A 14022-nucleotide genomic window follows, 5' to 3' on the forward strand; every position below is an offset into this window, starting at 1 on the left:
TTTAGAATTCCACATTTAATCCGAAAGTGTAAGTACGTACCTGGGGATAATACCGGCTGTCGTTAGGCGCTTCCGGATCTATATCATGAGGCAGGCCGCTGAAAGTAAGCAGGTTTTGCCCGCTTACGTATAACCGGCAGCGTGACAGACCTGCTGCCTGCAACCATGCTTTAGGCAGGGTATAACCCAGCTGCAGGCTTTTTAAACGCAGGTAGGCGCCGCTTCTTACCCAGTAGGAAGAGGAGGCATAGTTCTGTGAAGTGCTTACCAGGCGCGGGAAAGTAGCGCTGGTATTTTCTGGCGTCCAGCTGTTCAGGTGCTCCGGTTTAAAGTTAGCATCACTGTTAATAGGCGCTCTTTCCATTACCACGGTGTTAATAGACACTTTGCCCACACCCTGGAAAAAGGCAGCAAGGTCAAAACCTTTGTAGCCGCCGCCCAGGTTCACACCATAGGTGTAACGGGGAATAGCGCTGCCCAGGTACACCATATCGCCGCCAACTGAAGCATCGCCTTCTTTCACTACCTTATCATTGTTCTGATCTTTATACATCAGGTCACCGGGGGCAATGTTAGCGCCGGGCTGCGGTGCATGGCTGTTCACCTGATCCTGTGTCTGGAAAATACCTTCTACCTGGTACCCGTAAAAACCATCAATGGGTATGCCTTTTATTCTGCCGGTGTAAATGTTGTTATTGTCTTTGCTTACTACATCGGCCCCTTTCAGATCAACGATCTTATTACGCACATCGGACAGGTTAGCGCCCACGTTGTAGCTGAAATCGCCTAATTTATTATGGTAGTTCACTGCTACTTCCCAGCCTGTATTACGCACTTTACCGGCGTTTTGCACGGCTGCATTCAGCCCCACATACATGGGCAGGCGCAGATCCATCAGGATGTCGGAAGTATTTTTCTGGTAGTAGTCAAATGTAACATCCAGGTTCTTCAGCACGGTCAGGTCCAGGCCTATATCCGTCATCTGCGTGGTTTCCCAGGTTAGCCCGGAGTTGGGATATACGGTAATACCTGCAGTGGGGTTCAGGGAGCCGCCAAAGGGATAGCTGTTGTACTGGTAAGTGGTTTGATAAGGATAATTGAGCCTGGCAGGATCTGTGTTGTTCACAAAAACATCGTTCCCCAGCTTACCCCAACTGCCGCGCAGCTTCAGGTTGTTGATGAAGGTAACATCCTGCATAAACTCTTCACCGGAAACACGCCAGCCTGCGGAGAAGGAGGGGAACCAGCCCCATTTCTGATTGTCTGCAAAACGGGAGGAACCGTCTCTCCTGATATTGGCTTCAAACAGGTATTTTTCTTTATAAGCATAATTCAACCGGCCAAAGAAAGAGAGCAGGCTGTAAGCATTGGCAGTACCTTTTGCCTGCTGCCCGTCAGCAGCGCCGGCATTGATCTGTTCAATCTCGCCGTTGGGTAGGTTAGTACGGTAACCGCTCAGGTCATCATTAGTTTCTGTTAAGCGCGATGCGCCACCCATCAGCTTAAAGTAATGGCCGCCCAGGTTTTTTTCATACTCTATTAAACCCTGGAAGTTGCGGAACCAGTAACCCTGGTATTCCTTGGTAATGTTGTTCTGGCCAACGGTTAAGGTGTTGGTGTTTTCCGGGAAATCGGTAAAGTAGTCCAGTGAGCGGTTGTGTGAGCTGTTGTAAACAGAGCGGTAGTTCACTGCTGCCATGCCGGTTACTTTTAACCCGTCAATCAGCTGGTAGCTGCCTTTGAAGTTGCCGGTGAACAGGTTGTCCTTGTACACATACAAACCGCCTTCATCCTGCAGGCGGATGGGGTTTTGACCACCTCTTACCAAACCCCAGGTACCATCAGAATATTTATTTACGTTCAGCGGGTTGGTAATAAATGCCTGGCCAAACTGATACCATGCAGAGCCTTCCTGGCCCTGTGGTTCCTGCTGGTCGCCCAGGCGGGTAGAGATGTCTGCGCTGAAGCTTAGTTTTTTAGTAACCTGGATATCTGTATTTAAACGAACGGTAATGCGGTTGTAATCCATGTTCTTGATCAAACCTTTCTGATCAAAGTAGTTGGTGGAGAACTGGTACTTAATATTTTCCGTACCACCGCCTACGTTGAGGCTGTGTGATTGCTGAAAACCGCTGCCGGTAAGGATATCCTTTAACCAATAGTTATCCGGGTACAGGTCTTTATTACGGTTGGGATCATCATAGGCCGCAATCTGCGTATCCGTATACTGTGCGCTGGAACCGGAATTGATGCGCAGCTGGTTCACCAGTTTCATGAACTGTTGCGCACCTACGAATTTGGCGAGGCGGGCCGGGTTTTGCCAGCCAAAGTAATTGGAGTAAGTAACCTTTGCTTTACCGGTGCTGCCTCTTTTAGTGGTAATGAGTATAACGCCGTTGGCTGCACGAACACCGTAAATGGAAGCTGCTGCCGCATCTTTCAGGATAGACATGGAGGCAATATCGTTTGCATCCACATCATTAATATTGTACTGTACTCCATCTACCAATACCAGCGGATCATTATTGTTCAGCGTACCCATACCGCGGATGCGGATGGTACCCTGGTCGCTACCGGGCTGCCCGGTGTTTTGTGTAACCGTTACGCCGGGAGCTACGCCCTGCAGGGCTGCAGATACCTGTCCTACCGGTTTCCAGTTCACATCTGCACCGGAAAGGGCAGATACTGCGCCGGTAACATTCACCTTCTTCTGTGTACCGTAACCTACCACCACTACTTCTGACATGGCTTTAATATCCTGCGCCAGCTGCACATTAATGCTGCTGCGGTTGGCAATGGCTATTTCCTGTTTCAGGTAACCCATGTAAGAAAATTCCAGTGTGCCGTTACCATCCGGTACCGGCAGGGTATAGCTGCCGGTAGCATCTGTGGTAGTCCCGGTGGTAGTGCCTTTCAGCAGCACAGTAACGCCGGGTACCGGCTGGCCCTTTTCATCTGTTACCTGGCCTTTTACTATGATCTGCTGAACTGCACCGGAACTATAGATGCTGTTGCCCAGGTTCAGAGGCTGGCTGGTAGCATTATCGTTTGCCGGTGCGGGCTGCTCCGGGGGCATTTCATCTTTGCTGTAAATAATATAAAAGTTATCCCTTACTTTTTTATACTTCAGGTCATTTGTATTGGTGAGCGCTTCCAGGGCTGCTTCCAGGGAAGATTGATTATCCAGCGTGGAAGTGCTGAGCGGTTTCTTTTCAAGCTGGCTTTTGTACAGGAATGATACGCCGTACTTTAATTCCAGCTGGCTTAATACATTTTTCAGGAGCTTCTTTTTTGCATTGGATGCGGGTTGGGACTGGCGTGGAATGGCGGCCATATCCTGGGCGTGAGCAGGAAGCCCGCAGTAACAGCTCACGCTAACGGCTGTTATAAAGGACATAAAGTATCTGTTCATAATACTTTGGTTGAGTGTTATCTAATTAGTTATTGACGGTTCTTTTCAATGTTCACTGTAGTGTTTTGCCGGGTAATTTTCAGGTCAAACAGCTGTGAAAGGCCTTCCAGCAGCATGTTGGCATTCTGGCTTGGCACGGTGCCTGAAAACTGCTGGTGCAGCAGCGTGGAATCTTTAATGATCACGGTGATGCCGTATGTTTCCTGCAACACCTGTGCTACCTGCGCCAGGTCGGCATTGCTGAACTGCAGCTTATGGTTTTTCCAGGAAGCATAGGCGGCGGCGTTAATATGCTTTTTTACAAGGGAGCGGGCATTGGTATTTACCTCTACCAGCTCGCCGGGCTGCATTTCTATTGGGGCCGGCAGGGCTTTGCTGCTGCCGCTTAAACGTACCCTACCGGTATTCAGCACTACCTGTGTGCGGCCTTCGCGGTCCAGCACATTAAAGGTGGTGCCTAATACCTCTACATTGATCTGGTGTGCAGTATGTACCAGGAAGCGTTTTTGCGCAGCCGGCTTTACATCAAAAAATGCTTCGCCCCGGATCCATATTTCACGGGCTTTTGCCCTGTTCCAGTGCCGGCGGTATTGTAAGCTGCTATTGCCGTTCAGCGTAACTACAGATTGATCGGGCAGGGTAAAGGTGCGCACTTCGCCATAAGCGGTTTGGTATTTTACCAGGCTGTTTTGCAGGTACATTTTCCACGCGGCAAAAGAAAGCACTGCCACACCGGTAATAACAGCGGCGGCTTTTAAGGGCGCCCAGCCCCGCCACCTTTTCCGGGGTGGGATTACATCCGTTTGCTGTGTGGTGTGCTGTATGCGCTGGAACAGCTCCTCCGACCGGTAGGTACGTGCCAGCTCCGGCTGCAGGGAGCCGTTTTCAAGATCCTCCTGGATAGCAGCAGACAGGTATTGGCGGCCTTCATCTGTATCCAGCCATTCCAGTACTTGCTGATATTCTTCCGGGGTGCATTGGTTGTTAAAGAATTTTGCTAATAGTGCAGGGTCCATTTCGTGCATGTATAAATTGCCTCCTTATTAAGTACTACACCCCACACAAGGCAAAGTATTATACGTGCAGAAAAAAAATTTTCAGAGAAAAAGACGAACGAGCAAAATGAGGAGAGTGCTGCTGAATAATTTGAGGTAATGCCTTAACAGCTGGCTGGCCTGGGAGAACTGGAGCTTAACGGTGTTGATGGAGATGCCAAGTTTCCGGGCCACTTCTTCGTTGGTAAGCCCTTCTACCGTTCTTAATTTAAAGATGTGTTTTTTGCGGGGGGAGAGCTGTTCTATGGCCTGGTCCAGGGCCTTTTTATAATCATTGAACAGTACCACGGCTTCCGGCTCCTCATGGGAGGCAGGGGTCTGGTAAGAAAGATTGTATTGTTTGATGAGGGCACGTTTATGATCGCGGATCACATTCAGCACATGGAACTTTAAACATTTGAACAGGAAGTTGCGCACACCCTGCGCAGGGTCCAGCTGCTGGCGGTTAATCCAGAGCTTTACAAATACCTCATGCACCGCATCCTCCGCCATTACCGCGTTCTTCAAGTATTTACAGGCTACTCCATATAATAGCTGGTGGTATAAGCTGTATAATTCTTTGAAAGCAACGTGGTCGCCGGATTGCAGACGCATTGTCAATAGCAGTTCTCTATCTGCATAGTGTACAGGCACTATTTCCCCCTTCTGTTTACGAGTTTAGAGATGCTGCGCCAACGTTGGCGCAATTACTAAAATTAGGAAACGGGGAAATACTGTGTTAATGAAAACTTAACAATTCCTATTGCTTTTTTACCCAAAAAGAAGGGGACTATTCGTAGATCCTGCGAATAAACCAGATATCGCGTAAAGAGAAGTGTAATACTGCATTCACATAATTCTCCTTGATCAGGTTATTGGTGTTAACACCGCGCTGCCCTACCTCTATACCCAGGTAGTAGCGTAAAGAGCCGTTGCGGCTGGGCAGTGATACGCCTACTGAACCGGCAACATCCTTGATCTGCTGGCCTGCTACTATGAGGTAGGATTTATTATGGGAAAAGCCAGCCTGCAGTACCATGCCTTCTACTATGCCATTAAAATAATGCCTTTTAAAGGCGTATTCTATACCACCGGCAAACCGTTCCGCATCCGTGAGCCTGTAATTGGTTTGGCTGGGGTTAATACCGCTCCATAGCTGTTTGCGGTAATCTGCTACAATGGTAACATTACCTTTACCTAAAGACAGGCCTGCGCCGTATTGTTCCGGCAGCGCAAATTTCTGTGTGCCCTGGTCGTCTTTATACAGCACGGTTTCATTAGAGTTCACCACATTCACCGTATGCTGGAAGCGCATATTGGTTTTAAAGCGGTAAGTGGCGCCCAGGCCTATTTCCCAGTCTTTTATCTTACCGGAATATTGTATACCGGTATTGAAGTTCACATTATAGGCATAACGTTTATCCAGGGTGGATACCGTATCATTACCCAGTGTTTCAGTAGTATTAATAGGCCCGAACAGGAACGCGGTGGAAACCCCTACGGAAAAGTTCTTGGTAAGTTTTACAGCGTTGGATATATATACACGGTTAATACCGCCGGTGCCTTCTGTAACCGCATCTACCGACTGGCCGGTACCCTCAATAAAGCGCTGGTTCAGCAGCTTATAATCCACGGTGCTGTAAGGAGTAAGGCCGGCGCTGATGCCCCAGCGTTTATTGGCTTTAAAACCAATGGCCAGCCGTTTGATGTTCACATCACCGGCGCTCTGGCTCAGGCTTTCGCCTTTATAGCTTACACTGGTGCCGCGCAGGGCTACGTCAAACATAAAGTTTTGCGCCGGAATGGCGGTATAGGAAGCAGGATTAAGCTCATTCAGATAATAAAGGGAAGGGCGTGCCATACCGGCGCTGCCCAGGCCGAAGTTACGGCTGTAATCACGGTCTTCAAGATCGCCTACACCAAAAGCAGAGTACAGGGAGTTAATGCCTTTGCCGGTTTGCGCATTTGCCTGTACACAGCCTAACAACAACAAACCACAGATACCGGTATATTTTTTTATGTTGAACATTTACACTTATTTAAAATTTGCCTTCACGTTTTTAGCGGCGTATTAATTGTACAGCAGGTAATACACCTGGATACGGATCTTGTTCTGTTTATTCTTACTATCTCCCAGTACCAGCCGGTTAAAGTTGGTGGTAGCAGCCCCCCTGGACGGCATAACCAGCAGCCCAAAGTTGTTATAGCCGTTGCTGTTAATATTATTAATGGCGTAGTGTGTAATATCGTAGGTGTAGGTAGTGTTTAACTGATAAAGATTATCAATCTTCAGGTCACCGTACTGCACACCGCCGGTGCTGGCAACAAGGGTATCTATCACATTATTTTTATCATCCGCCTCACACAGGGTTACCGCCGGGGGCAGGGTATAATAGTTCTGGTAGGTGCCTGCAACTGGTAGTATAGTGAGCGTAGCCCGCATAACCTTAAAGAACTTACCCACAGAGGCCAGGGTTTTCAGCGAAGGCAGGTCTATACGGGTAAGGATGCCGCTGAGCGGCTGTACAAAGCTCATATTATTGGTAGCGGTGCTGGGCAGCTTTTTGGTAGTACCGGTAAGGCCGGCCAGCAGGGTGCCGGTACGGTCGGCGGAGATCTGGTTAAACTGCACATCCTCATTGTACAGATTCATATCCAGGTGACGGTCTGTTATGATCACTTCATTTACATGGTAGTGCACACGCAGGATCACAGAGGTATCGCTGGTCAGGAAGCCCATAATATTAGCGCTGCTGGGGCCGGGTTTAATGGCCAGGCCCCGGTAATATTGCAGGAAGATATCCTGGGTGGATACCTCGTTATTCTTATTCTTGAACAGGTTAAATAACGTATTCCCGTAGCTGTTAGGCAGCTTAATGTGAATGCTGCTGTCGCTGCTGGGCCTTACTACCTGCTGCACGCTGGCTAAAGGCTGCGCGGCTGTCTGGAAATTGCTGTTATTATATAAATAGGCACTGTTCTCTGCTCTCTGAATGGTCTGTAATACTTCGTATACGCCAATCTCCTGCATGGCCAGGGTATCCCCATATATCTGCCTGTTAGGTTTCAGGATCAGCTCCACAGAATCATACCTGGAAGACAGGTCGGCCTGCATGGCGCTGGTAACAGTGGAGGAAGGCAGCTGCAGCTGGAAGAAAGCAGAAGCCGTTATTTTGCCCAGGTAAGGGTCCTGGTGGCGGCCGCATAACATAACACCAGTGCCGTTGGTAGGAACCGAATCCAGGGCCACGGTGTTCATGTCAATGGTTAAGGTATCCGCAACTATATAGCTGGACGGCTGATTACTGCCCGTCAGGTCGTAGGTAAATCCGTTCTTTTCACAAGCGCTGCTGGTGGCCAGCAATAGCATGGCCACCCCAATTTTTAAGTAGGCATGGGCGCACCTGACACGGCAAATAATATTGTTCATGGAGCGCAATTTTAGCCAGGAAGCCTACTTTCCGTTGATTTAATATGCCAACAACGGTTTTTTATCGATGAATCCGCGGGAATCTTCTTTATAAGCCGCCTGCCCCCTAAAAAGGGGTAATAGGTTAAACCAAGCAATTGGCAGATGAAAAACACCCTTTTGTCCGGTGAAAGGGGTGGTATATCTATTTTATATTTATGCTAATATAACGGCGGATAATTTTGGCAGCTATAAAAATTATAAAATGCTAATGCGTTATTCAACAGGTTTTTGTTTGCTGATGTCCTTGACGTGGATGGCCTGCTCTAAAAGTAGTGACGATACTACGACGGTGGGGAACTGGGTTCATAAGGTAGATTATAAAGGTGCTGCCCGTAGTGAAGCAGTGAGCTTTACCATTGCAGATACTGCTTTTGTAGGTACAGGTTATGATGGAACCAACCGTCTGAAGGATTTTTACTCCTATGATGCAGAAAGAAATACCTGGACGCAGAGAGCTTCCTTACCGGATGCTGCCCCCGGCCGTAACAGCGCCGTAGCTTTTGCCGTAGGTGGTAAAGGTTATATGGGTACCGGTACAGATGGTGTGAACAAGTTCAACGACTTTTATGAATATGACCCGGCTTCCAACGCCTGGACTGCAAAAACACCTTTCCCCGGTACGCCCCGTTATGGCGCCGTAGGTTTTGCCGTTGCCGGCAATGGCTACATAGCCACCGGTTATGATGGTACCTGGTTAAATGATACTTACCAGTACAACCCGGGCAGCAACAGCTGGTCTTCCAAGTCTGATGTACCTAATTCTAAAAGACAGGATGCTTCTGCTTTCGTGATAGGTGATTCTGCCTATATAGTAGCTGGTACCTCTAACCTTACCACTATTAGTGAGCTGAGCCGCTACGATCCCAAAACCGATACCTGGATCCTGAAAAGAGCGGTTACCAACGTAAGCGACGACGATTATGATAATGACTATTCTTCCATAGCCGGCAGCAATTGCTCTGTTTTTGTAATGAACAGCAAAGCGTATCTGGCTACCGGTGCTAAACCCAGCATTTCTAATGTGGTTTGGGAATATGACCCGGTAACAGACTTGTGGGATCTGAAACAGCCTTTTGAAGGTACTGCCCGTACCGGCGCCGTAGGTTTTGCCATTAAGAACCGTGGTTTTGTAACCACCGGCTCCAGTGGCAGCGTGCAGCTGAGCGATACCTGGGAATTTAATCCCACACAGGATTTCAACAAAAATGACTAAAGGCAGGCAACATATCATCCTCCTTACAGGAGGGTGGCTGTTGCTGGTGATCATAGCATTTGGGTGCACCAGTCAGCCATCCACCAAGGAAACTACTAATACAACCGCAGTGCAGGACAGCATTGCGGTTGTACCTTTTGAGACCGGTGGTGGCTGGGGTTATTCTGTGAACATTGGCGCCCGCCCCTACATTTACCAGGATATTATACCAGCCCTGCCCGGCAGGAATGTGTTTAAGACTAAAGCCGATGCCCTGCGCGTAGGCAACCTGGTAGCCAAAAAAATACGCAGCAACCAGCTGCCTACTATCAGCAAAGAGGAGCTGGTGGAGATGGGGATTGTGATGTAATAGAGTGGTCCATAGTCGATGGTCCATGGCATACTATGATATTTAAAGTTAATTGAAAACCAATACTTTACGAAATAGGCAATAAATCATGGACAATCAACCATGGATTATTTTAACATATGCTTATAATTGGTTAACAAATTTTAACAGATGGTTAACCCGATAGTGATGTATGTTTATCCCGCTTTTCAGGCGGTGTATGATCAATTTTAAAAATATTTACAGGAACCGGCTCTTCATTATTGGATTGCACATTATTGCGTGGACCTGTTTCCTGTTACTTCCCTTTTTTATTTACCGCCTGCGGATCCTGCATCCCTGGTTCTTTACCCGGGAAATTATTGATAACCTGTTCCTCATAGGTGTATTTTACCTGAATATTTACGTACTCATACCGCGCTTTTTTACCCTTAAAAAAATTGTTTATTACTTTGGCTGCGTGCTGTTGGTATTGGTTTTCATTACGTTACAGCAGGCGGTGATGGATCATTACTTCATGCGCTACCTGGCCACCCATAAGGTGGACCTTAGCCTGCCGGGCGCCTCTATAGATAGCACCGGGAAAGTAACTTTAGTACCAGCTCGTGCGTTTATGCGTTATCGCGCTTTTGCAGCAGGGGAGAATGGGGTATATACCGCACCCCGGGCACGGTTTTTTGGTAACGGCCGGTATGTAACAGGATCGCGCCCGCCGGAATTTGTAAGGGATTCCGTAATGGCCCCGGGACCTAATGGCACCATGACCCTGATGCCCATAGGACCGCCCAGCTTCTGGCAGCACATGTTTTTCCCGGAAGTGCTGCGAAAGTCAGTGCTGGCGGCATTATTGATGCTGCTAATGAGTGGTTTTATCAAGATTGCGCAGGAATGGTTCAAGAGTGAGCAACAGCGGGAAGCCCTGAAGGTGGAGAAATTACATGCGGAATTAAAATTTTTAAAGTCGCAGATTAATCCTCACTTCCTTTTTAACTGTCTAAACACTATCTATTCGCTGGCGCATAAACATTCCGCACAAACGGAGAATGCTATCATCAAGCTGTCCACCATTATGCGGTATATGATCTATGAGTCCAATGAGGATATGGTGCAGCTGCAGCATGAGCTGCAGTATTTGCAGGATTACATTGACATACAGAAGCTGAGATTGCCCTCCGGTATACAGGTGGATTACCAGGAATGCGGATCGCCGGACGGGTTGTGGATAGAGCCCATGCTGCTGATACCTTTTGTGGAGAATGCTTTTAAACACGGGATCAGTTATACAGATCATTCTTTTATCAGTATTGTGGTTACGGTAGAGCAGCAGGTAGTGCGGATGCTGGTAAAGAACAGCTTATTCCCGCAACGGGTAGGGGAGCAGGGCGGCATTGGGCTGCAGAATGTATTAAAACGACTGGAATTGTTATATATCAACAAACACGAGGTAACCATTACGGAAACTGAGCACCAATTTATTGCTGATCTTAAAATAGTGTTGAAAAATGATTAAGTGTATTGCAGTGGACGATGAACCATTGGCACTGGAGATCATCACGGACTTTGCCCGAAAAGTTCCTTTTCTCTCACTTGTGCAAACTTTTGAAAATGCCGCTGAAGCCATGCGGTTCCTGCAGGATGAAAAAGTAGACCTGGTATTCCTGGATATTAAGATGCCGGACATTAATGGTATTCAATTCCTGAAATCTCTCAAACATCCGCCCCTGGTTATTTTTACAACGGCCTATGGTGAGTATGCGCTGGATGGTTTTGACCTGGATGTAGTGGATTACCTGCTGAAACCCATCCCGTTTGACCGTTTCCTGCGGGCCGCTACCAAAGCCCAGGAATACATGACGGTGAGCCAGCAAAAGAATGGCGACAACGGCCATGTAAATGATTACATTTTCATAAAAACGGAATACAAGATCATAAAGATCAACCTGGAAGATATTTTGTTCATTGAAGCTTTGAAAGATTATACGAAGATCTATACACCTTACCAGCCTGTGTTAACGCTGCGCAGCCTGAAATCTTTTGAGAGCCGCCTGCCGGCAGATAAATTTATACGCGTGCACCGCTCTTACCTGGTATCCCTTAATAAGATCAATTCTGTAGAAAAGAATACAGTAATGATCGCCAATCAATCCATCCCGATCAGTGATGGGTACAGGGAAAGGTTTTATGAGGTGATAACGAGGAACTCGTAATCACTTCACTTCATCTCCCTGATCCATGCCTTCACCAGCTCCACACCCTCTTTGTGCGTAAGCTTGCGGCTGAGCTCCGGCATCATAATACCGGGATCTGTGGATTCCATCCTGTAAACTAAAATGGATCTTTCCGGGTGGCCGGGTACAATATCAAATTGCAGATCAGCTGCACCACGGCCTGCTGCTACCGGTGTTTTGTTGATGCCTATTTTTACAGGATCCTGCTCGCTGACAGTCAGGAATAAGCCCGATGTTTTGGCCGGGCCTTCCGGTTTATGGCAATGGGCGCAGTTAATTTCCAGCCAGGTACGGGCGCGGGCCGCCAGGGTACCGCTTTTGGGATCATTCCATACCGGCACTCTGGGCGCCTTTCCAACATCATCCAATCCTTTTAAGATGCCCGCTTTTTGCCAGTGCTGCAGCTGGTTTTCCCGGCCGGTGGTATAGCTGAAATCGCCGTTCAGCTGCCGTGCAGTAGGGCCAATGGGTGTCATTACTTCATTGGTATTATGGCAGCCCTTGCACTGGTTCAGGTTAGGTACAATATATTCAAAGGAAACAGTATGCCCGTTGTGATCAATGAACTGCGTAGGTTTCCGGTCGCCGGCTACTTCCAGGAACGCATCGGTTTGCTCATCGTTCCAGATATATACCAGCCCTTTCCAGCCACTGGGTTCATGTTGCAGCAAACGTGTTTCCATCAGCCGCCGGCCCTTTTCCGGATGGCGGAAGTCTTTGGGATAATAAAAGGTTTTAATGATGGTAGCGCCAACAGGTAAGTGCATTACATCGGCGCTGTCATACAGGATCACACTGTCTTTGGGAAGCTGGATAAAACGCAGCTTCTCCGCATAGTCAGAGAATAGCGGTGTGTTTAACTGGTAAGGCATAATACCTGCTACCGGCACCTGGTCTGCTATATTACCACTGAAAAATCCGTAGGCAGATAATGTTTCCTTAGGCGCTTCCCGTTGTATGCCTGAGGCCAGCAGCGCTGCTAATAAACCCAATGTGAGGGTTATACCAATAACACGTTTCATCAATCTCCACTTTTAGCCGGTACCGTTATATTAGTGGTAACGGGGTTACTACAGTTATACTGTGCCGCATTGCGCGATACATTTTTGAAATTATTTCCTGCATCCAGGTTGGCAAAGCTGGCGTTCTTATTATCGCCAATACAAATGCGGTACCCCGGTTTATACTGGCCGCTGCTGTCTGTCCATTCTTTATTAAGGATGCCGTCATAAAAAATGTGCGGCACATTTTTCCCAAAACGCAGCTTGAACTTAAACATCAGGCCAATGCGTCCTTTACCCTGGAACTTCACGGGATCGCGTACATAATCATTATCATGAATGTACACGGTGGCCGGGTATGGATTGTACAATGAATCCTTGATGGGATTTTCCGTCATAAAGTAGCTGATAATAGCCGTGCCAGCGCTGTTGTTGTAATGGATCTTGTTATTATACAATTCCACGTGGCTGGTGGCGAGTATCATTACCCCGGTGCCTGCCGGCACTTTGGCCACCGTATTGCCTTTGGGTGCAAAGTTGGGAAAGTTGTTATGGTGAATGTTGTTGTTGTACACTTTTACATAACCGCCTTTTTTCTGCACCAGGTCCGGCAGGTCAAATACCAGGATGCCGCCGGTATTTTCAAGCGCTTCGTTCTGGTACACTTCTGCATGCAGGGAGTTTTCTATTTCTATACCGGCTACATTGTTCTTAGCTACGCAATTGCGCACTACAATGTCTTTGGATTGCCCTACGTACAAACCGGCGTCAGATGCGCCAATGGCTGTGCAGCTGTCTATCAGCACCTGCTGGCATTGCACCGGGTATAAGCCATATGAGCCGTTCTCCTTAGCAGGTGGGCCGGTCCATTCCACTTTCACCTGTTTAAAGGCAATATTGGTAACGTTCATGGTTTTAATACCATCGCCTTTGGTATTCTGTACAGTAAGATCGCGGATGGTAATGTCCTGCGCGTTGGATACCCGCAGGCCTTCTGCGCCTTCGCTTTGTCCTTTGAAGTTAAGGATGGTCTTATCCATACCGGCGCCTTTGATCAGGATGTTCTTTTTACCTTCCAGTGAAAGGGTGGAGGAGAGCTGAAAACTCCCTGCCGGCAGCTCAATTACGCTGCCGTCTTCGGCCATGATCAGCTGGCGTTGTAATTGTTTTTGTATGTCCTGCTGGGCATAAACGGGCTGATGGCAAATGGCCATCGCACCCAGGGTTAAAATGGGGATGATGCGCATAATACGTGGGTTTACAGGCTATCTAAATTTACGGAAAAAAAGGGTAGGAAACGGTTCGCGTGGAAATATCCTTTATATTGTACTAAT

The 14022-nt window shown here is 47.9% G+C and carries 11 protein-coding genes; 4 read left to right on the top strand and 7 right to left on the bottom strand.

What is annotated here, in order from left to right; translation table 11 throughout:
- Position 1: 1 nt before the first annotated feature.
- The 5 genes from KVT36_RS13570 to KVT36_RS13590 all read right to left on the bottom strand — a co-directional run bounded on the left by KVT36_RS13570 (position 2) and on the right by KVT36_RS13590 (position 7876).
- A complete protein-coding gene (locus KVT36_RS13570) occupies positions 2-3412 on the bottom strand; it encodes a SusC/RagA family TonB-linked outer membrane protein (protein WP_217604047.1) in 3411 nt (1136 codons plus the stop codon).
- Between the two features lie 29 nt (positions 3413-3441).
- Positions 3442-4428, bottom strand: coding sequence for a FecR family protein (locus tag KVT36_RS13575; RefSeq protein WP_217604048.1), 987 nt, complete (start codon positions 4426-4428; stop codon positions 3442-3444).
- A gap of 81 nt (positions 4429-4509) precedes the next feature.
- Positions 4510-5061, bottom strand: coding sequence for an RNA polymerase sigma factor (locus tag KVT36_RS13580; protein WP_217604049.1), 552 nt, complete (start codon positions 5059-5061; stop codon positions 4510-4512).
- A 175-nt stretch (positions 5062-5236) separates the two neighbouring features.
- Entirely contained in the window at positions 5237-6475 is a 1239-nt protein-coding gene (locus tag KVT36_RS13585) for a hypothetical protein (RefSeq protein ID WP_217604050.1), read from the bottom strand.
- A 42-nt stretch (positions 6476-6517) separates the two neighbouring features.
- Positions 6518-7876, bottom strand: coding sequence for a DUF4270 family protein (locus KVT36_RS13590; protein ID WP_217604051.1), 1359 nt, complete (start codon positions 7874-7876; stop codon positions 6518-6520).
- Positions 7877-8156: 280 nt separating this feature from the next.
- On the opposite strand from KVT36_RS13590, the gene KVT36_RS13595 reads away from it, so the two are divergent.
- From KVT36_RS13595 to KVT36_RS13610, 4 genes are all read left to right on the top strand, one after another.
- A complete protein-coding gene (locus KVT36_RS13595) occupies positions 8157-9131 on the top strand; it encodes a kelch repeat-containing protein (RefSeq protein WP_254639993.1) in 975 nt (324 codons plus the stop codon).
- A complete protein-coding gene (locus KVT36_RS13600) occupies positions 9124-9480 on the top strand; it encodes a DUF4907 domain-containing protein (protein WP_217604053.1) in 357 nt (118 codons plus the stop codon). Before KVT36_RS13595 ends, KVT36_RS13600 begins: the two co-directional genes overlap by 8 nt.
- A gap of 199 nt (positions 9481-9679) precedes the next feature.
- Positions 9680-10969: a sensor histidine kinase gene (locus KVT36_RS13605; RefSeq protein ID WP_217604054.1), complete on the top strand. Its 1290-nt coding sequence runs from the start codon at positions 9680-9682 to the stop codon at positions 10967-10969.
- The gene (locus KVT36_RS13610) at positions 10962-11666 is read left to right on the top strand and encodes a LytTR family DNA-binding domain-containing protein (protein WP_217604055.1); all 705 of its coding nucleotides are present in this window, start codon (positions 10962-10964) and stop codon (positions 11664-11666) included. Before KVT36_RS13605 ends, KVT36_RS13610 begins: the two co-directional genes overlap by 8 nt.
- A 5-nt stretch (positions 11667-11671) precedes the next feature.
- On the opposite strand, the gene KVT36_RS13615 is transcribed toward KVT36_RS13610, so the two are convergent.
- A complete protein-coding gene (locus tag KVT36_RS13615) occupies positions 11672-12709 on the bottom strand; it encodes an SO2930 family diheme c-type cytochrome (protein WP_217604056.1) in 1038 nt (345 codons plus the stop codon).
- The gene (locus KVT36_RS13620; protein WP_217604057.1) at positions 12709-13935 is read right to left on the bottom strand and encodes a parallel beta-helix domain-containing protein; all 1227 of its coding nucleotides are present in this window, start codon (positions 13933-13935) and stop codon (positions 12709-12711) included. The genes KVT36_RS13615 and KVT36_RS13620 overlap by 1 nt, the downstream gene beginning before the upstream one ends.
- Between the last annotated feature and the right edge of the window lie 87 nt (positions 13936-14022).

The sequence above is a fragment of the Chitinophaga sp. GbtcB8 genome (assembly GCF_019091455.1).
Classification (GTDB): domain Bacteria; phylum Bacteroidota; class Bacteroidia; order Chitinophagales; family Chitinophagaceae; genus Chitinophaga.

What these genes read in the sequence shown, in the direction of transcription:
- KVT36_RS13570 (WP_217604047.1), bottom strand. Translation starts at nt 3,412, where the DNA reads ATGAACAGATACTTTATGTCCTTTATAACAGCCGTTAGCGTGAGCTGT.
- KVT36_RS13575 (WP_217604048.1), bottom strand. Translation starts at nt 4,428, where the DNA reads ATGGACCCTGCACTATTAGCAAAATTCTTTAACAACCAATGCACCCCG.
- KVT36_RS13580 (WP_217604049.1), bottom strand. Translation starts at nt 5,061, where the DNA reads ATGCGTCTGCAATCCGGCGACCACGTTGCTTTCAAAGAATTATACAGC.
- KVT36_RS13585 (WP_217604050.1), bottom strand. Translation starts at nt 6,475, where the DNA reads ATGTTCAACATAAAAAAATATACCGGTATCTGTGGTTTGTTGTTGTTA.
- KVT36_RS13590 (WP_217604051.1), bottom strand. Translation starts at nt 7,876, where the DNA reads ATGAACAATATTATTTGCCGTGTCAGGTGCGCCCATGCCTACTTAAAA.
- KVT36_RS13595 (WP_254639993.1), top strand. Translation starts at nt 8,157, where the DNA reads ATGTCCTTGACGTGGATGGCCTGCTCTAAAAGTAGTGACGATACTACG.
- KVT36_RS13600 (WP_217604053.1), top strand. Translation starts at nt 9,124, where the DNA reads ATGACTAAAGGCAGGCAACATATCATCCTCCTTACAGGAGGGTGGCTG.
- KVT36_RS13605 (WP_217604054.1), top strand. Translation starts at nt 9,680, where the DNA reads ATGATCAATTTTAAAAATATTTACAGGAACCGGCTCTTCATTATTGGA.
- KVT36_RS13610 (WP_217604055.1), top strand. Translation starts at nt 10,962, where the DNA reads ATGATTAAGTGTATTGCAGTGGACGATGAACCATTGGCACTGGAGATC.
- KVT36_RS13615 (WP_217604056.1), bottom strand. Translation starts at nt 12,709, where the DNA reads ATGAAACGTGTTATTGGTATAACCCTCACATTGGGTTTATTAGCAGCG.
- KVT36_RS13620 (WP_217604057.1), bottom strand. Translation starts at nt 13,935, where the DNA reads ATGCGCATCATCCCCATTTTAACCCTGGGTGCGATGGCCATTTGCCAT.